Below are 16,346 nucleotides of genomic sequence, written 5' to 3' on the forward strand. Positions count from 1 at the left end.
GCGATTTGTCAGAAACCAGAGTACTACATCTAGAACCAAAAAACACAAATGAAGTACAGCTCTTATTCGGTCCCAATGATTCACATATAAAAAGAGTGGAAGATAGCCTAAACGTACAGATTGTGACAAGAGGAGAAGAAATCTCTGTTACTGGTCCTAGCGTTGCGATCGAACATACGGCTGAGCTGTTCCAATCATTATTACACTTGTTAAGAGTAGGTATGAGTGTTAATGAGCGTGATGTTGTTTACGCTGCGGGTCTAGCGAAGAATGGACAATTAAGCGAACTATATGATTTATACGATGAAAAGATTGCGACTTCTGTTAAAGGAAAAGTGATTCGGGCAAAGACACTCGGACAAAAGCATTATGTAACCCAGATTCGCAAGAAAGATATGACGTTTGGAATTGGACCAGCGGGTACCGGAAAAACCTACTTAGCTGTTGTTATGGCTGTTAATGCACTAAAGGATGGTGCAGTGCATCGCATTGTATTAACAAGACCGGCAGTAGAAGCGGGTGAAAGTCTTGGTTTCTTGCCTGGAGACCTTAAGGAAAAGGTTGATCCATACTTACGACCACTTTACGACGCATTGCATGATGTACTTGGAGTTGAACAGACAGCACGCTTGATGGAACGCGGAACGATTGAAGTGGCTCCACTTGCTTATATGCGTGGTCGAACTTTAGATGATGCATTTGTCATCTTAGACGAAGCGCAGAACACAACAAAAGAACAAATGAAAATGTTCATCACACGATTGGGTTTCGGCTCAAAAATGGTGATTAACGGTGACTTAACTCAAATTGATTTGCCAAAAGGAAAACAATCCGGGCTTGAAACCGCTAGTGCGATCTTAAAAAATGTAGCGGGCATTGGAATGATTCATTTACAGCAATCAGATGTAGTGAGACATACGTTGGTTCAGCAAATTATCCAAGCATACGATCAAAACGATCCAGGCCAGTCTTAATCATGGCATGGATCGTTCATACATACCTTCTACAACTAGTAAGCAGACCAATTCTTTGGTCTGCTTCTCTTACAGAATAGTGTATAGTTAATTGATTTCTCGGATTAGAATTTGAGGTGAACAATATGGCTAAGAAGCCGAAATCAGTGAAAACATGGTGGAATGAGATTAAGCAGCACCGATACATAAAATCCATTCTCGTTTTTCTAACAGCTGTCTTTCTCTATTTTATGATGCTTGGGAATGTTATTCCGGAGCAATTGGATATTCATCTTTCTGATACTGCCGAAGAAGATATCAGGTCGCCCATTACGATTGAAAATAGACAAGCTACCGAACAACTACAAAGCGAGGCCGTTGAGAACGTTGAACCAAACTATGTGTTAAAGCAAAACTATGCTGAAACGCAAGGTGGACGTGTAAACGATATCTTCGAGTTAGTGATTCAGGTGAAAAAGGATCAAACTCCTGCTGAGTCAGATTCAGAGGAAACGGATGTGGAAGTGGATGAAGAAGAGGTTTTAGAGGAGCGCTTAAATAGCGTAAAGGATGCACTTTCCTCTGGGACGAGTAATCAACTTTCTGATGAAACAATTATTACATTGTTAGAAACCTCTGAATCTCAGCTTGTTCTAGCAAAAGAGGCCACATCAAACACTGTTTTCGAAGTAATGAGTGAGCAGATTGAAGCAAATGATCTACAAGAGGCAAAGGATCAGGTAGATGATTTGATTAATATCTCAACAGTTAGTAATCGCTTGCGTGATGCCATGGTTGAGGTCGGTCAATTTGCGATTATTCCAAACTATGTGTATGATCGAGACTCTACCGAACGTCTGCGGGAGGAAGCCTCCGAGAATATTGAGCCTGTAATGATTAGAGAAGGTCAATTATTAGTCCAGCAAGGAGATGTCATTAACAATGAAACCTATGCTCAACTTAGGTTAGTTGGGTTATTGGATGAATCTCTTAATGTTTATCCTTATGTTGGCCTTGGTATGTTTGTCATGATTATCATGGGCATGATGCTTTACTTTATTCAAGAATCAAATACCACTGTTAAGAATAACAATTCTCACTTTCTCATGTTCATCCTTGTTTTTGTCATTGTTACGTGTTTGATGAAGGTGACAAGTTATACTGAATTAATTAATATTGCGGGGGTCGGTTATGTAGTACCTGTTGCAGCCGGCACGATGCTCTTAACGCTATTATTGAATACACGAATTGCTCTATTTTCAAGTGTGCTTTATGCCATAGTAGGTACCGTTCTTTATAGCCAAGATGGAGCGTCTTCCTTTAATGTAACGTACGGCTTTTATCTTTTAGTTAGCTCGCTTGCAGGTGCATTATTTCTAGACACATCCAATCGAATCACAAGATTACTTAAAGCTGGATTTTTAGTGGCTTGTATTAACGTCATTGCTGTATTAACACTTCTTTTTATAAAGGGATTACAGCATAACTGGATTGAGGTGGGGTCCCATGTAGCCAGTGCTGCGTTCTCAGGGATCGCTGCGGCTATCTTAACCATTGGCTTGCTTCCTTTCTTTGAAACCGGTTTTTCAATTCTGTCTGTTTCAAGGCTCATTGAATTATCTAATCCGAATCACCCGTTGCTACGTAAGATTTTAACAGAAGCTCCTGGAACGTATCATCATAGCGTGGTTGTTGGAAATCTTGCAGAGGCTGCGTGCGAACGACTTGGAGAGAATGGGCTTCTAGCAAGAGTCGGGGCGTATTATCATGATGTAGGGAAAACCAAACGACCTCATTTCTTTATTGAAAATCAATTGAGGCAGGACAATCCTCATGATAAAATTTCACCACAGCTTAGTACGACCATTATTATCTCCCACCCTTATGATGGAGCAGACTTGCTCAGGGAATATAAGATGCCAAAAGAAATTGTAGATATAGCTGAACAGCACCATGGAACGAGCTTACTTAAATACTTTTACCATAAAGCGAATCAGGATGTTGAGCAGCCATTACCAGAATCTCAATTCCGCTACCCTGGACCAAAGCCTCAAAATAAGGTAGCATGTATTGTTGCGATTGCTGATAGTGTGGAGGCTGCTGTACGTGCAATGTCTAAGCCAACACCAGATAAGATTGAAGCAATGGTGAATAAGATTATTAAAGAAAAATTAGAAGACGGGCAGTTTGATGAATCAGAAATTACGTTAAGAGAGTTAAACGACATTGCGTTGTCCATGCTCGAGACGTTAAAAGGGACATTCCATCAACGAATTGAATACCCGGATGAAATTAAAAAAGGTGGGAAAGAACATGACGATACTCGTGGAAACCATGGATGAAACAAACACCCTAACAAATAAGCAGCTAGACCTTATACAAGACATCATTACGCATGCCTCAAAGGTTCAAGAACTTGTTGGGGATTACGAAGTGTCTGTTAGCTTTGTAGATGATGAAGAAATAAGAGAACTAAATAAAGAGCATAGAGGGAAGGATCAAGGAACCGATGTCTTATCGTTTGCATTAAATGAAGGGGAAGATGATGTGGTTGAACCGATCGATGGGATGCCAAACCTTCTTGGAGATATTATTGTATCGGTACCGAGAATTTCATCGCAGGCAGAAGATTACGGTCATTCCTTTGAACGTGAGCTCGGCTTTTTAGTGGTTCATGGTTTTCTTCATTTACTTGGCTATGACCATCTAACGGAGCAGGACGAGAAGGAGATGTTTGGCCGTCAGGAGGAGATCTTAACAAGTTATGGGCTTGTCAGATAGAAACCAAAAAGGATTCAGACGGTTACTTCGATCATTTGTGTTTGCAACCCATGGATTAAAGCATGTCGTCAAGTACGAGCAGAATATGCAAATCCATCTAGGTTGCTCTCTCTTAGTGATGGCCTTAGCGTGGTGGCTTCACTTTCCATTAATGCATTGGATGATTCTATTGCTCGTTATTGGTGGAATGTTTTCGCTTGAAATTATGAATACGGCAATTGAGCGAACAGTCGATCTTTACACAAAAGAGTTTCATCCGCTTGCAAAAAGAGCAAAAGATGTCGCGGCAGCTGCGGTGTTTGTATATGGAGTTTTTGCTGTGGTGATTGGGCTGCTTCTTTTTGGTCCACCACTATTGGAACTTTTATTTTAATACATGAGGAGCGATGTTGATGAATGAGCAGTTAATGAAAGAAGCAACAAAGGCTAGAGAAAATGCATACGTTCCTTACTCTTCATTTCCAGTGGGGGCTGCGCTTTTAATGGCTGATGGCACCATCTTTCATGGTGCCAATATTGAGAATGCCTCATTTGGGTTAACGAATTGCGCTGAGCGTACAGCACTGTATAAGGCCTATTCGGAAGGCAACCGTGAAGTGAAAGCTGTAGCTGTGATTGCCAATACTGACGAACCTGTTTCACCCTGTGGGGCTTGTCGTCAAGTCATGATGGAGTTATGTGGACCAGATGTTCATGTATACTTAGGTAGTACAAACGGAAAAATAGTAAAAACAACAGTGGCAGAATTACTGCCCGGAGCTTTTAAAGCGGGGGATATGAATGAGTAATCAACAAGAAAATGAACACAAATCAGGATTTGTCTGTTTAATCGGAAGACCAAATGTCGGAAAATCAACTTTACTAAACCGAGTGATTGGTCAGAAGGTTGCCATTATGTCAGACAAGCCTCAAACGACTCGTAACAAAATACAAGGTGTATACACGGATAATGATGCTCAAATCATTTTTATTGATACTCCAGGTATTCATAAGCCGAAGCATAAGCTTGGTGACTTTATGATGAAGGTCGCAAAAGATACCTTACGTGAAGTGGACATTATCTTATACTTAGTTGAAGCAAATGAAGGCTTTGGGCCAGGAGAGCAATATATTATTAATCGCCTAAAGGAAACAAACACACCGGCATTTCTTTTGATTAATAAAATTGACCTTGTGCATCCAGATGAACTGTTCGCTTTAATTGATACATATAGGCAAAAGCACGAGTTTAAAGAGATCATTCCAATCTCAGCATTAAGCGGGAACAATGTTCCTGTTCTGCTTGAACAAATTAAGGACAAGCTTGAAGAAGGTCCACAATATTATCCGGCAGATCAAGTCACGGATCATCCAGAACGTTTTATTGTGGCAGAGTTAGTCCGAGAGAAAGTTCTTCAACTTACACATGAGGAAGTGCCACATTCAATTGCAGTTGGAATTGAAAGTATGAAGCGTCGTGAGCATAAGGATATGATTGACATTCAAGCAACGATTGTTGTAGAACGCTCATCGCAAAAAGGAATTGTGATTGGAAAGCGTGGAGCACTGCTTAAGGAAGTTGGGCAACAAGCCAGAGCTGATATTGAAGCGTTGCTCGGTACAAAGGTCTTTCTTGAATTATGGGTAAAAGTTGAAAAGGATTGGCGGAATAAGCCTGCTCAATTAAGAGATTTTGGTTTTCGTTCTGACGAATATTAGTACATGTTTTTTTGCAATGGTTGGGTTTCTAACCATTGTTTTTTTGTTAGGAAAGCCTTATCATTAAAGAAAAGATACGGGGAAAATGGTTTGAGAACAGTCATTATCTTGTCAAGGTCATTTATTTAGTAATATTTCCTTATCATGATCTAACTTTATTAGGTGAAACTAGGAGTACAGATGGAACGAATTCTTTGACAAAGGAGTGAATTCTGACATGCTCGACTTATCTTGGAAGGTTTTTACCAACACAGGAAATCTTGATACGTATTTATTAATTAAGGAGCTTGAGCGCGACTCAGAAGCGGAGAATGGTCCTGACGATATTGGTACTAGCGATTTGACGTTTGATCCAAACCCTCAGTAACAGACAGCTAGGTGTGGTTATCATGTTAGACAAAGTAGAAGCAATTGTCATTCGAACCGTCGACTACGGTGAAACAAATAAAATTATTACTCTACTCACAAAAGAAAGAGGGAAGGTAGGCGTGATGGCTAGAGGTGCTAAAAAGCCCAGAAGCCAGCTTACCGCTATCTCACAGCCGTTTGTATACGGCTCTTTTGTGATTTATAAAGGGAGTGGTCTTGGAACATTAAACCAAGGCGACCCTATTAAATCGTTTCGAAACATTCGTGAAGATTTGACTCTGGCTTCATATGCGATGTATATGGCTGAGCTTGTTGATAAGCTAACGGAAGAAAATCAACGTTATTTATTTTTGTTTGATTGGTTGTATTTAAGCCTTCTTAAAATGGAAGAGGGGGCAGATCCAGAAGTTTTAACTCGAATCTTTGAGATGAAGATGATGGATGTGGCAGGGATCAGTCCGAATTTAACGCAATGTATCTCATGTGGATCGGTTGAGACTCCTGCTGCCTTTTCCATTCGATACGGTGGGTTTTTGTGTAGAGCTTGTTTGCATAAAGATGAGCACGCGTTCCCATGTTCAGCTCAAACAAGCCGCTTGTTACGGTTGTTTTACGAAATGGACCTTTACCGTCTTGGAGAAATCTCATTAAAGAATGAAACGAAACAAGAGCTTAAGCAGATCATTCGTGCGTATTATGATGAATATTCTGGGGTCACTTTAAAGTCTAGACGTTTTCTAGATCAGCTTGAACGAATGAATCTAGGAACAAATATTGACACGTAGTGTGAACTTATGTATGATTTTACTAATAGATTGGTGCAGTGATGAGAAGAAGTACCTGCTATCCACTGATTAAAGCGACTTGGGGACGGTGTGAGCCTGAGATTCAGTAAGCAGCGAAAGGCATTTCGGAGCACCTACAACGAAAGTGGTTCGTACAATATGTACGAATAAGTAGGGTGGAACCGCGGGAAAGCTCCCGTCCCTACGCTGATATCAGCGTAGGGACGGGAGCTTTTTGCATGGATCTCGTTCTTATGCGAATTAAAGACTGGGAGGCTGTACAATGAATGTACAACAAATGATTTTAACGTTACAAGAGTATTGGGCAAAACAAAATTGCATCATTATGCAGGCGTACGATACGGAAAAAGGTGCCGGTACAATGAGCCCTTTTACGTTACTAAAAACGATTGGTCCAGAGCCGTGGAATGTGGCTTATGTTGAGCCTTCAAGACGTCCGGCAGACGGTCGATATGGCGAAAACCCTAACCGTCTATACCAGCATCACCAATTCCAGGTGGTTATGAAGCCATCACCTTTAAATATTCAAGAGCTTTACTTAGACAGTTTAAAAGCGATTGGGATTAATCCGCTTGAGCATGATATTCGTTTTGTTGAAGACAACTGGGAAAACCCTACACTTGGTTGCGCTGGTCTAGGGTGGGAAGTTTGGTTAGATGGCATGGAAATCACTCAATTTACGTATTTCCAACAGGTTGGCGGGATGGAAGCAAGTCCTGTTTCAGCTGAAATTACGTATGGTCTGGAGCGTCTAGCTTCTTATATTCAAGACAAAGAAAATGTATTTGATCTTGAGTGGGTAGAAGGATTCACATACGGGGACATCTTTAGTCAAGCTGAGTATGAACACTCTAAATATACGTTTGAAGTGTCTGACACATCAATGCTGTTTTCTCTTTTCCAGACGTATGAAAAAGAAGCAGGGAGAGCATTAGATGAACAGCTTGTACTACCTGCTTATGATTACATTCTAAAATGTTCGCATAGCTTTAATCTTCTAGATGCGCGTGGAGCGATTTCTGTTACAGAACGTACAGGATATATCGGACGTGTACGTACATTAGCTCGTCGTGCAGCGAGACTTTATTATGAAGAACGGGAACGTCTTGGTTTCCCTCTGTTAAAAGAAAAGGAGGAGTCTAACCATGAGTAAACATGATTTTCTACTTGAAATTGGACTTGAAGAACTGCCAGCACGATTTGTCACATCTTCTATCAATCAACTCACACAATTAGTGGAAGAGTGGTTAAAAGAACAACGTTTAGCTTGTTCAGAAGTAAAAGGATTTGCGACTCCAAGACGATTGGCTATACAAATTACTGACTTAGAAGATAGCCAGCCAAACCTTGAAAGCGAGGCACGTGGTCCTGCCAAAAAAATTGCCTTAGCAGAAGATGGAAGCTGGTCAAAGGCTGCACTTGGTTTTGCTCGCGGTCAAGGGGTTACACCAGATAACTTGTTTACACAGGAAGTAAAAGGAACGGAATATGTGTTTGCAAAAACGTTCCAAGAAGGAAAGAAAACAATTGAATTACTTCCACAATTAAAAGAACTTATTACATCTCTACACTTCCCGAAAAATATGAGATGGCATCATTATACTATGCGTTTTGCTCGTCCCATTCAGTGGATCGTCGCTTTATATGACAAGCAGGTTGTTCCATTTTCGATCACTTCTATTGAAACAGGAAATACAAGCCGTGGTCATCGTTTCCTTGGAAAAGACATCACAATTTCAAACCCAAGTGATTACCAAGAGCTTCTAAGAGAGCAATTTGTATTAGTTGATGCAACTGAACGCAAGCAAGTGATTCGAGAGCAATTGAAGGAGCTAGCAGGACAAGAGGGATGGGTTATTCCAGTTAATGAAGACTTGCTAGAGGAAGTGACAAATCTCGTTGAGTGGCCAACTGCACTAAGTGGTCGATTCGAAGAAGAATTCTTGACTTTACCAAAAGAAGTTCTTTTAACAACGATGAAGGAACATCAACGTTACTTCCCAGTTGAGGATCAAGAAGGTAAACTTTTACCACATTTTATAACGGTTCGTAATGGAGACCGCAACCACTTGGAAAATGTAGCAAGAGGAAATGAAAAAGTATTACGTGCACGTTTTTCTGATTCTGCTTTCTTCTACAAAGAAGATCAAAAAATGGATATTGACGCGGCTGTAAAACAGCTTGATTCCATTGTGTATCATGAAGAGCTTGGATCTCTTGGTGACAAAGTGAAGCGTATCAAGAGTATTGCAGAGAAATTAACTGCACAACCTGGGTTCGAAAACGTATCGATTAATCTTGTTCAACGAGCAGCTGAAATTAGTAAATTCGATCTCGTTTCACAAATGGTAGGTGAATTCCCAGAGCTCCAAGGCTTAATGGGAGAAGTATATGCACAGCACCTTGGTGAAAACAAGGATGTAGCAAAAGCGATTCGTGAACATTATTACCCGCGTTTTGCCGGAGATAGCTTACCTGAATCAGACATCGGTCTTATTGTAAGTATGGCAGACAAACTAGATACCATCGTTTCGTGTTTTGCCATTGGATTAATTCCAACAGGGTCTCAAGATCCCTATGCCTTAAGACGCCAAGCGTTAGGTCTTGTACAAATGGCTCTTGAGAAGCAAATTGATCTTGGTTTTGATCAATTACTTGCACTTGCAGTTGAAACGGCTGAGGAAAAAGGATTAGACATAGCAAATAAAGAAGAAACACTAAACCAGCTTTATGAATTCTTTATGTTACGAATGAAACACGCATTGTCTGATAGAGGCATCGAGTATGATGTTATTGACGCTGTGTTAACAAGTGAGCAGGAGTCCATTCCTTGGGTATTCAAGAAAGCAGAGCTTCTGTCAAGTGTTCATAAGGAAGAGTCATTTAAAAAGGTTGTTGAAGCATTAAGTCGTGTCACAAACATTGCAAAGAAAGCAGAAGCGACTGTTACGATAGATCCTGACTTATTTGAGAAAGAGGAAGAAAACCAACTGTATGACCGATATGTTGAGCTTTCTGAACTCTTGAAGCAAGCAAAAGGTCAAGGCCAGGTAGACGCTGCCTATCAAGCACTAGAACAAACAGCTCCGGTTGTTCATGCATATTTTGAACACATTATGGTTATGTCCGACCAAAAAGAAGTAAAAGATAACAGACTTCAACTAATGAAACAACTGGCTCAAGAAATTGAAGACTTTGCGCAATTTAACAAGCTAGTTTTTTAAGGTAAAGGGCGGTGAAATCCCATCGAGCTATCTAGTAGGCAAGAACAAATCCTTAGTATCGTAAAAGAAAATGGCCCAATTACAGGTGAACATATTGCTGAAAGGCTTTCATTAACGAGAGCCACTCTTCGGCCAGATTTAGCCATTTTAACCATGTCAGGCTATTTAGATGCAAGACCACGAGTTGGATATTTTTATACTGGAAAGCAAAATGCCGAAATTCTATCTGATAAAGTAAAAACAATTACGGTAGATCATTATAAATCAAGGCCCGTGGTTGTGAATGAGTCTTCATCTGTTTACGAAGCCATTACAACGATGTTTTTAGAGGATGTTGGGACATTATTTGTAGTGGATAAGGATTCAACCCTTACAGGAGTGGTTTCAAGAAAAGACTTGCTTAGAGCAAGTCTTGGACAGAAGTCACTCGAAACCATTCCGGTGGGGATTATTATGACTAGAATGCCTAATGTAACAGTTTGTTATGAGGATGACTTTATTATAGACGTAGCAAAAAAGCTGATTTCAAAGCAAATTGATGGTTTGCCTATTGTAAGAAAAACAGATCATGGAAGTGGACTAGAAGTAACTGGTCGTATTACGAAAACCAATATAACTAGTTTGCTTGTTGACCTCGCGAATAACGAATCTATTTAAGTGCAACGTGTGCTTAAGTGAAGGAGAGTTCTGATGTGGAAATGACATACCGTCCGATTGTCTACGTAGTATCTGACTCTGTAGGGGAGACAGCAGAGCTTGTTGTGAAGGCTGCTGTCAGTCAGTTTAGTGGATCTGGAGTTGAACTAAGACGCATTCCTTACGTAGAAGACAAAGGTACAATTGAAGAGGTTATTTGTTTAGCGGCAGAAGCAAAAGCACTTATTGCTTTTACTTTGGTTGTGCCGGACATGAAGAACTATTTACTGCAAAGAGCCAAAGAAGAACAAGTCGAAACGGTGGATATCATTGGACCGATGCTACAAAAGGTTTCAGAGCTTACAAATGAGAAGCCTAGATACGAGCCTGGGGTGATTTACCGGTTAGATGAAGATTATTTCCGAAAGGTCGAAGCAATAGAATTTGCAGTTAAATATGATGATGGTCGAGATCCAAGAGGAATCATTCGTGCGGATGTTGTGTTAATTGGTGTATCTCGTACATCTAAAACACCGTTATCCCAATACTTAGCTCACAAGCGTCTAAAGGTTGCAAATGTACCACTTGTGCCTGAGGTTGAACCACCAGAGGAGCTCTTTAAAATCTCTCCAAACAAATGTATTGGACTTAAAATAAGTCCTGAGAAACTAAACAGTATTCGTACGGAACGATTAAAAGCCTTAGGTTTAAAATCAGAAGCCAACTACGCAAACATTAACCGAATTAAAGAAGAACTTGCTTATTCTGAAAAGGTTATGAGTCGCATAGGATGTCCTGTAGTCGATGTATCAAATAAGGCCGTAGAAGAAACCGCTAATTTAATCTCTAATATGTTTCAACGTAAATAATTTTAAAAAGGAAGCTCTTAATGTTTTTTTATGAACATTAAGAGCTTCCTTTATCACTCTATTTAACACAGTTAAGATAAAACTCTGTTCAAATGACTATTTATTACGTATAATAAAGAATTGTGATTTAAAGTTTATTTCATATTTAAATGGTCTATTTTTATATGAGAACAAATAAATTTGAAAAGTCAAGACTTTTTCCGGTTTTTTTGGTAATGATAGTAAGGGATACTTTAAAAAGAATACGCCAAAAAAGATGTCATTTATTCCAGGTTTCGACGAAATTCAACTTTTTCTGCTTATGTAGCAGGATTTTTTTAAGGGAGTGTGGAATGAACATACTATGGATCAAACAAAGAGGGCAATTCACCTTTATGTTGATGCAGATTCCTGTCCAGTAAAAGATGAGATCTTAACCTATCGATTCGAACCTGATATTAAGATTGTGTTTGTGATGTCTTATGCTCACATGATGATACTTCCTCCTGAAGTAGGCCAAGTCATGGTGGATTCAGACAAAGAAGCTGTAGACCTTTATATCATGAATCATGTGACGCGAGGCGATGTTTGTGTCACTCAGGATCATGCTTTAGCTTCACTTCTGCTTAAAAAAGGAGTGATCGCTTTGTCACCGCGTGGAGATAGATATCTTGAGGAAACCATTGAATTTCTTCTACAGGTTCGACATCAATCTGCAGAAAAACGTAGAAGAGGCATTCGAACGAAGGGTCCAAAACCTTTTACAGCAGAGGATCGTAACCATTTTGTAAAAGAATTAAAGATTATTTTGCAAAAATAGAAGGAAAACAGAAAAAAAACTCGAATCTTATTGTCTTGTGGTTGATTTTACTATGAACGGTGATGTATATGAGTACCCGAATACCTGAGGAAACAATTGAGCAGATTCGTAAATCAAGCGATATTGTAGATGTAATCAGTCAGTATGTACAACTAAAAAAGCAAGGAAAGCAATATACAGGATTGTGCCCGTTCCATGGCGAGAAATCACCATCTTTCTCGGTATCTCCCGAGAAGCAGGTGTATCATTGTTTTGGCTGCGGGGCAGGCGGCAATGTGTTTACCTTTCTTAGAGAGCATGAAGGATATTCATTTACTGATTCTGTGAAACATCTAGCGGACCTTGCAAGTATTTCACTTCCAGAGACTGTGTATCAAAGCAGTGGGTCAGCTTCAGAAAACCGATATACTCAGCTTTATAAAGGACACGAGGAAGCAGCCGTTTTTTATCACAGAGTCTTCACGCTTACTGATGAGGGAAAGCCAGGACGAGAGTATGCTGCAACGAGAGAATTTACGAAGAGTCAGATTGATCACTTCCAGATGGGGTTTGCACCAATAGGCTGGGAAAATCTTTCTACGTTCCTACAGAAAAAAGGGTTTAAACCGACCGACATGGTAGAAGCAGGACTGCTAGCTGAGCGAGAGCAATCCGACGGAGTATACGATCGGTTTAGAAGTAGGCTGATGTTTCCTATATGGGATGCGCAGGGTAGAGTTGTTGGATTTAGTGGAAGACAAGTAGGCGAAGGAAAGCCAAAGTACTTAAACAGTCCAGAAACACCTATCTTTCAAAAAAACAAGCTTCTGTATGGTCTGCATTTAGCAAGAGCAGAGATTCGAAAATCAAATGTAGCTGTTTTATTTGAAGGAGCAGCTGATGTGGTGGCTGCCTGGGGCGCAGGAGTAACCAACGGTGTAGCTACACTCGGTACGGCGCTTACGCCGGAACATGCTAAGCTCCTTAGGCGAAATGCTGAGACCGTATTAATTTGCTATGACTCAGACCAGGCAGGTCAAAGTGCTGCCTTCCGTTCTGCTAGCGTCTTAGAGCAGGCTGGATGTATGGTGAGTATAGCGAACATGCCAGTAGACCTTGATCCCGATGACTACATCAAAACATACGGTGCCGAACAGTTTCAAGCAGATGTAATAGGGAACGGTCAAACAGTGATGGCATTTAAGATGAAGTATCTTCGTCAGGAGAAAAATCTCCAAGATGAAGGAGAACGAATGGTCTATATCGAAGAAGTATTACAAGAGCTTGCAAAGCTTCCTCGAGCTATAGAGCGAGATCATTACTTAAGACAGATTGCTGACGAATTTTCTTTATCGCTAGATGTTCTTAAAGAAGAGCAATATCGGATGTATAAGGAATCTAAGACCACGTATACTGCTAATGAGAATCTTGAAAAACAAGTCGTTCGCAAGCCTAGACAGCTCAAACATAAGAAGTTATTACCGGCTTATCAAAATGCTGAGCGCATGTTACTTGTTCACATGATGAATGATGAGGAGCTTGCTTGGCGAATTCAAGAGCGTTTGGGTTCTGCATTTAATGTGGATGAACATCAAGCTCTTTACGCTTATTTACTTGCTTATTATGGAAAAGGAAATGAGGCAAGCCCAAGAGAGTTCTTGCAGAGTATCGAGGATCCTGGTATCGTGCGACTAGCATCGGAGCTTTCAGCTATGACTGTTAATGTTGATTGTTCTGATGAGGAATTGGAAGATTACGTCAAACAGATTGAGAACTATCCAAAAAGGGTATTAATAGAGCAGAAGGAAATTGAATCGAAGCTTGAACAAGATCCAATTTCACAAGCCAGGTTATTAATAGAAATCCAGCAGCTAAAGAGAGAGCTTTCTTAGAAAGCCAACAAATGATGTTACGTTTTGAACAATGGAAGGAGGGGATCGCATGGCAGATAAACCACTACGTCCAGTTACGGAAGGTGAATTATCCATCGATCAAGTGAAAGAACAATTAGTGGAGGTAGGCAAAAAGCGTGGAGTTTTAACGTATGCTGAAATCACAGAAAAGATGGCGAGCTTTGAGCAAGATGCTGAACAAATGGATGAGTTTTTCGAGTACCTTGGTGAGCAAGGTATTGATCTACAAAACGAGTCTGATGAAGGTCCAAGTTCTCCTGAAGCAGCCAAAGAAGAAGAGTTTGATCTAAACGATCTTAGCGTGCCTCCTGGCATTAAAATAAATGACCCTGTACGTATGTACTTGAAGGAAATTGGTCGTGTTCAACTCCTATCAGCAGCTGAAGAAATTGAACTCGCTAAACGAATCGAACAAGGTGACGAGGAAGCGAAAAGACGCCTTGCAGAAGCAAACCTTCGTTTAGTTGTTTCCATTGCCAAACGTTATGTTGGTCGAGGAATGCTGTTCTTAGATTTAATTCAAGAAGGAAATATGGGACTTATCAAGGCTGTTGAAAAGTTCGATTTCCAGAAAGGTTTTAAATTTAGTACGTATGCTACGTGGTGGATCCGTCAAGCGATCACTCGTGCAATTGCTGACCAAGCACGTACCATTCGGATTCCTGTTCACATGGTTGAAACCATCAACAAGCTAATCCGAGTTCAAAGACAGCTTTTACAGGACTTTGGTCGTGAACCAACTCCTGAAGAAGTAGCAGAAGAAATGGAGTTAACACCAGAGAAAGTACGTGAAATTCTTAAGATTGCTCAAGAGCCCGTTTCCCTTGAGACACCAATTGGTGAAGAAGATGATTCTCATTTAGGAGATTTCATCGAAGACCAAGAGGCGCTAGCTCCTTCTGATGCTGCTGCATATGAGTTATTAAAAGAGCAGTTGGAAGACGTTCTTGATACGTTAACAGATCGAGAAGAAAATGTTTTACGTCTACGTTTTGGACTTGATGACGGTCGTACAAGAACGCTTGAAGAAGTAGGAAAAGTCTTTGGTGTTACGCGTGAGCGTATCCGTCAAATTGAAGCAAAAGCCCTGCGTAAGCTTCGTCACCCAAGCAGAAGCAAACGTTTAAAGGACTTTTTAGAATAGGTTGTATCTAAAAAGGGTTTACTCCAATTGGGGTAGGCTCTTTTTTTAATGGTTGGAGGCAAAAATGGACAAACAGCGAAGAGAGATTATCATCAATGAAATTCACTATTGGCAAAAGACAAAACTTTTGCCAGAACAGCAGTGTCACTATTTGCTTGCCTTATATAGCGAAGGAGAAGATGAGCTGCCTGAACAGCATGAAACGAAACGAGCTAAGATGATCCCATTTATTTTATTTACTCAATTTTGTTTCTTAATCTCCGTCTTTATTCTATATTTTACTGATTTTGAAAGTGGTTTGCAAATAGGCCTTTTAACTTTACTAGTCCTTTTAACGTTTTTTACTTGGTTTAAAAGGCGGGACCATGCAATGGAATCGGCTATTCACTTGCTTATGCTTACAATGATTTTATTTGTTTTTTTTCTCTATTCCTCATTTACAACATGGACTGAGATTCCGACTCAAGCTGTAATTTTCTTATTTGTGGTTATCTGGCTAGGGCTTGGTCTGAAAATGAAGCAAAAAATCTTTTATTTGATCGCCGCTTTTATGACAGCAGTTGCCATACTTATTTTCTTTTTTTATCAATAACGACCAGATTTTAAAACTTGTCCTTTTCAGATATACGCTTTTCAAGTAAACTATAAGAGACGCACGTGAAAAGATTGTACATAAGGTTAACGAGAATTGTAAACGTCATCTTTTGGGAGGGTCCGCATTATGAAAGGAAGTCCACTTATACCTTTTGCACTTATTGCTTTAATCGGTATTGTTTTAATGGCAGTGATGTCGGCTTACGGAGTATTTGAACGAAACGCTCTTGAAGAGGAAGAGAACGGGACAGGTGAACAGGAAACGGTCGAAATCGATGATCCAATCGCTGCAGGGGAAGAACTTGCTCAGCAATCCTGTATCAACTGTCATGGTGGTGACTTAGCTGGTGGTTCTGTAGGACCTGCAATTAATGGTCTTGATGGTGACTATTCAGTAGAAGAAATTTCTGATATTATTCAAAACGGAATTGGCTCCATGCCACCACAAACGCAATATAGTCCAGAAGAAGCTGATGCGATTTCTGAGTACTTACTATCGATTTCTGAATAATTCTTTTGAAACTTCCTTTCGTGCGAATCATGCCACGTGAGGAAGTTTTTTCGTTAGAATGAAATATGGT

The 16,346-nt window shown here is 40.2% G+C and carries 17 protein-coding genes; all 17 read left to right on the forward strand.

Features of this window, described 5'->3' with window-relative positions:
- Positions 1-5 precede the first annotated feature (5 nt).
- The 17 genes from NSQ54_07530 to NSQ54_07610 all read left to right on the forward strand — a co-directional run bounded on the left by NSQ54_07530 (position 6) and on the right by NSQ54_07610 (position 16,276).
- The gene (locus NSQ54_07530) at positions 6-974 is read left to right on the forward strand and encodes a PhoH family protein (GenBank protein ID WYP27930.1); all 969 of its coding nucleotides are present in this window, start codon (positions 6-8) and stop codon (positions 972-974) included.
- Between the two features lie 125 nt (positions 975-1,099).
- Positions 1,100-3,295, forward strand: a complete 2,196-nt coding sequence (locus NSQ54_07535) for an HD family phosphohydrolase (GenBank protein WYP27931.1) — start codon at positions 1,100-1,102, stop codon at positions 3,293-3,295.
- On the forward strand, positions 3,267-3,734 hold the full coding sequence (gene ybeY, locus NSQ54_07540; protein WYP27932.1) for an rRNA maturation RNase YbeY: 468 nt from the start codon (positions 3,267-3,269) through the stop codon (positions 3,732-3,734). The genes NSQ54_07535 and ybeY overlap by 29 nt, the downstream gene beginning before the upstream one ends.
- Positions 3,718-4,107, forward strand: coding sequence for a diacylglycerol kinase family protein (locus tag NSQ54_07545; GenBank protein WYP27933.1), 390 nt, complete (start codon positions 3,718-3,720; stop codon positions 4,105-4,107). Before ybeY ends, NSQ54_07545 begins: the two co-directional genes overlap by 17 nt.
- 19 nt (positions 4,108-4,126) lie before the next feature.
- Complete coding sequence (locus NSQ54_07550; protein WYP27934.1) at positions 4,127-4,522, forward strand: cytidine deaminase; 396 nt, start codon at positions 4,127-4,129, stop codon at positions 4,520-4,522.
- Positions 4,515-5,432, forward strand: a complete 918-nt coding sequence (gene era / locus NSQ54_07555; protein ID WYP27935.1) for a GTPase Era — start codon at positions 4,515-4,517, stop codon at positions 5,430-5,432. Before NSQ54_07550 ends, era begins: the two co-directional genes overlap by 8 nt.
- Before the next feature lie 217 nt (positions 5,433-5,649).
- A complete protein-coding gene (locus tag NSQ54_07560) occupies positions 5,650-5,799 on the forward strand; it encodes a YqzL family protein (GenBank protein ID WYP27936.1) in 150 nt (49 codons plus the stop codon).
- Positions 5,800-5,821: 22 nt separating this feature from the next.
- A complete protein-coding gene (recO, locus tag NSQ54_07565) occupies positions 5,822-6,586 on the forward strand; it encodes a DNA repair protein RecO (protein WYP27937.1) in 765 nt (254 codons plus the stop codon).
- 283 nt (positions 6,587-6,869) lie between these two features.
- On the forward strand, positions 6,870-7,760 hold the full coding sequence (gene glyQ / locus NSQ54_07570) for a glycine--tRNA ligase subunit alpha (GenBank protein ID WYP27938.1): 891 nt from the start codon (positions 6,870-6,872) through the stop codon (positions 7,758-7,760).
- Positions 7,753-9,831 (forward strand): glycine--tRNA ligase subunit beta, encoded by a 2,079-nt coding sequence (gene glyS / locus NSQ54_07575; GenBank protein WYP27939.1) that lies wholly within the window; start codon positions 7,753-7,755, stop codon positions 9,829-9,831. Before glyQ ends, glyS begins: the two co-directional genes overlap by 8 nt.
- A 21-nt stretch (positions 9,832-9,852) precedes the next feature.
- Positions 9,853-10,488, forward strand: coding sequence for a helix-turn-helix transcriptional regulator (locus tag NSQ54_07580; GenBank protein ID WYP28521.1), 636 nt, complete (start codon positions 9,853-9,855; stop codon positions 10,486-10,488).
- Between the two features lie 41 nt (positions 10,489-10,529).
- The gene (locus NSQ54_07585; GenBank protein WYP28522.1) at positions 10,530-11,336 is read left to right on the forward strand and encodes a pyruvate, water dikinase regulatory protein; all 807 of its coding nucleotides are present in this window, start codon (positions 10,530-10,532) and stop codon (positions 11,334-11,336) included.
- 343 nt (positions 11,337-11,679) lie between these two features.
- Positions 11,680-12,135 (forward strand): DUF188 domain-containing protein, encoded by a 456-nt coding sequence (locus NSQ54_07590; GenBank protein ID WYP27940.1) that lies wholly within the window; start codon positions 11,680-11,682, stop codon positions 12,133-12,135.
- A gap of 68 nt (positions 12,136-12,203) precedes the next feature.
- Positions 12,204-14,006: a DNA primase gene (dnaG, locus tag NSQ54_07595; protein ID WYP27941.1), complete on the forward strand. Its 1,803-nt coding sequence runs from the start codon at positions 12,204-12,206 to the stop codon at positions 14,004-14,006.
- A 49-nt stretch (positions 14,007-14,055) separates the two neighbouring features.
- Positions 14,056-15,171 carry an RNA polymerase sigma factor RpoD gene (gene rpoD, locus NSQ54_07600; protein ID WYP27942.1) on the forward strand — a complete coding sequence of 372 codons (1,116 nt, stop codon included), beginning with the start codon at positions 14,056-14,058 and terminating at the stop codon, positions 15,169-15,171.
- 64 nt (positions 15,172-15,235) lie between these two features.
- Entirely contained in the window at positions 15,236-15,763 is a 528-nt protein-coding gene (locus tag NSQ54_07605; GenBank protein WYP27943.1) for a hypothetical protein, read from the forward strand.
- A 129-nt stretch (positions 15,764-15,892) separates the two neighbouring features.
- Complete coding sequence (locus tag NSQ54_07610; protein ID WYP27944.1) at positions 15,893-16,276, forward strand: cytochrome c; 384 nt, start codon at positions 15,893-15,895, stop codon at positions 16,274-16,276.
- Positions 16,277-16,346: the final 70 nt, after the last annotated feature.

Source organism: Alkalihalobacillus sp. FSL W8-0930 (genome assembly GCA_037965595.1).
Taxonomy (GTDB): Bacteria; Bacillota; Bacilli; order Bacillales; family Bacillaceae_D; genus Alkalicoccobacillus.

Coding starts and splice junctions, on each gene's coding strand:
- NSQ54_07535 (WYP27931.1), top strand. CDS start 1,100: ATGGCTAAGAAGCCGAAATCAGTGAAAACATGGTGGAATGAGATTAAG.
- ybeY (WYP27932.1), top strand. CDS start 3,267: ATGACGATACTCGTGGAAACCATGGATGAAACAAACACCCTAACAAAT.
- NSQ54_07545 (WYP27933.1), top strand. CDS start 3,718: ATGGGCTTGTCAGATAGAAACCAAAAAGGATTCAGACGGTTACTTCGA.
- NSQ54_07550 (WYP27934.1), top strand. CDS start 4,127: ATGAATGAGCAGTTAATGAAAGAAGCAACAAAGGCTAGAGAAAATGCA.
- era (WYP27935.1), top strand. CDS start 4,515: ATGAGTAATCAACAAGAAAATGAACACAAATCAGGATTTGTCTGTTTA.
- NSQ54_07560 (WYP27936.1), top strand. CDS start 5,650: ATGCTCGACTTATCTTGGAAGGTTTTTACCAACACAGGAAATCTTGAT.
- recO (WYP27937.1), top strand. CDS start 5,822: ATGTTAGACAAAGTAGAAGCAATTGTCATTCGAACCGTCGACTACGGT.
- glyQ (WYP27938.1), top strand. CDS start 6,870: ATGAATGTACAACAAATGATTTTAACGTTACAAGAGTATTGGGCAAAA.
- glyS (WYP27939.1), top strand. CDS start 7,753: ATGAGTAAACATGATTTTCTACTTGAAATTGGACTTGAAGAACTGCCA.
- NSQ54_07585 (WYP28522.1), top strand. CDS start 10,530: ATGACATACCGTCCGATTGTCTACGTAGTATCTGACTCTGTAGGGGAG.
- NSQ54_07590 (WYP27940.1), top strand. CDS start 11,680: ATGGATCAAACAAAGAGGGCAATTCACCTTTATGTTGATGCAGATTCC.
- dnaG (WYP27941.1), top strand. CDS start 12,204: ATGAGTACCCGAATACCTGAGGAAACAATTGAGCAGATTCGTAAATCA.
- rpoD (WYP27942.1), top strand. CDS start 14,056: ATGGCAGATAAACCACTACGTCCAGTTACGGAAGGTGAATTATCCATC.
- NSQ54_07605 (WYP27943.1), top strand. CDS start 15,236: ATGGACAAACAGCGAAGAGAGATTATCATCAATGAAATTCACTATTGG.
- NSQ54_07610 (WYP27944.1), top strand. CDS start 15,893: ATGAAAGGAAGTCCACTTATACCTTTTGCACTTATTGCTTTAATCGGT.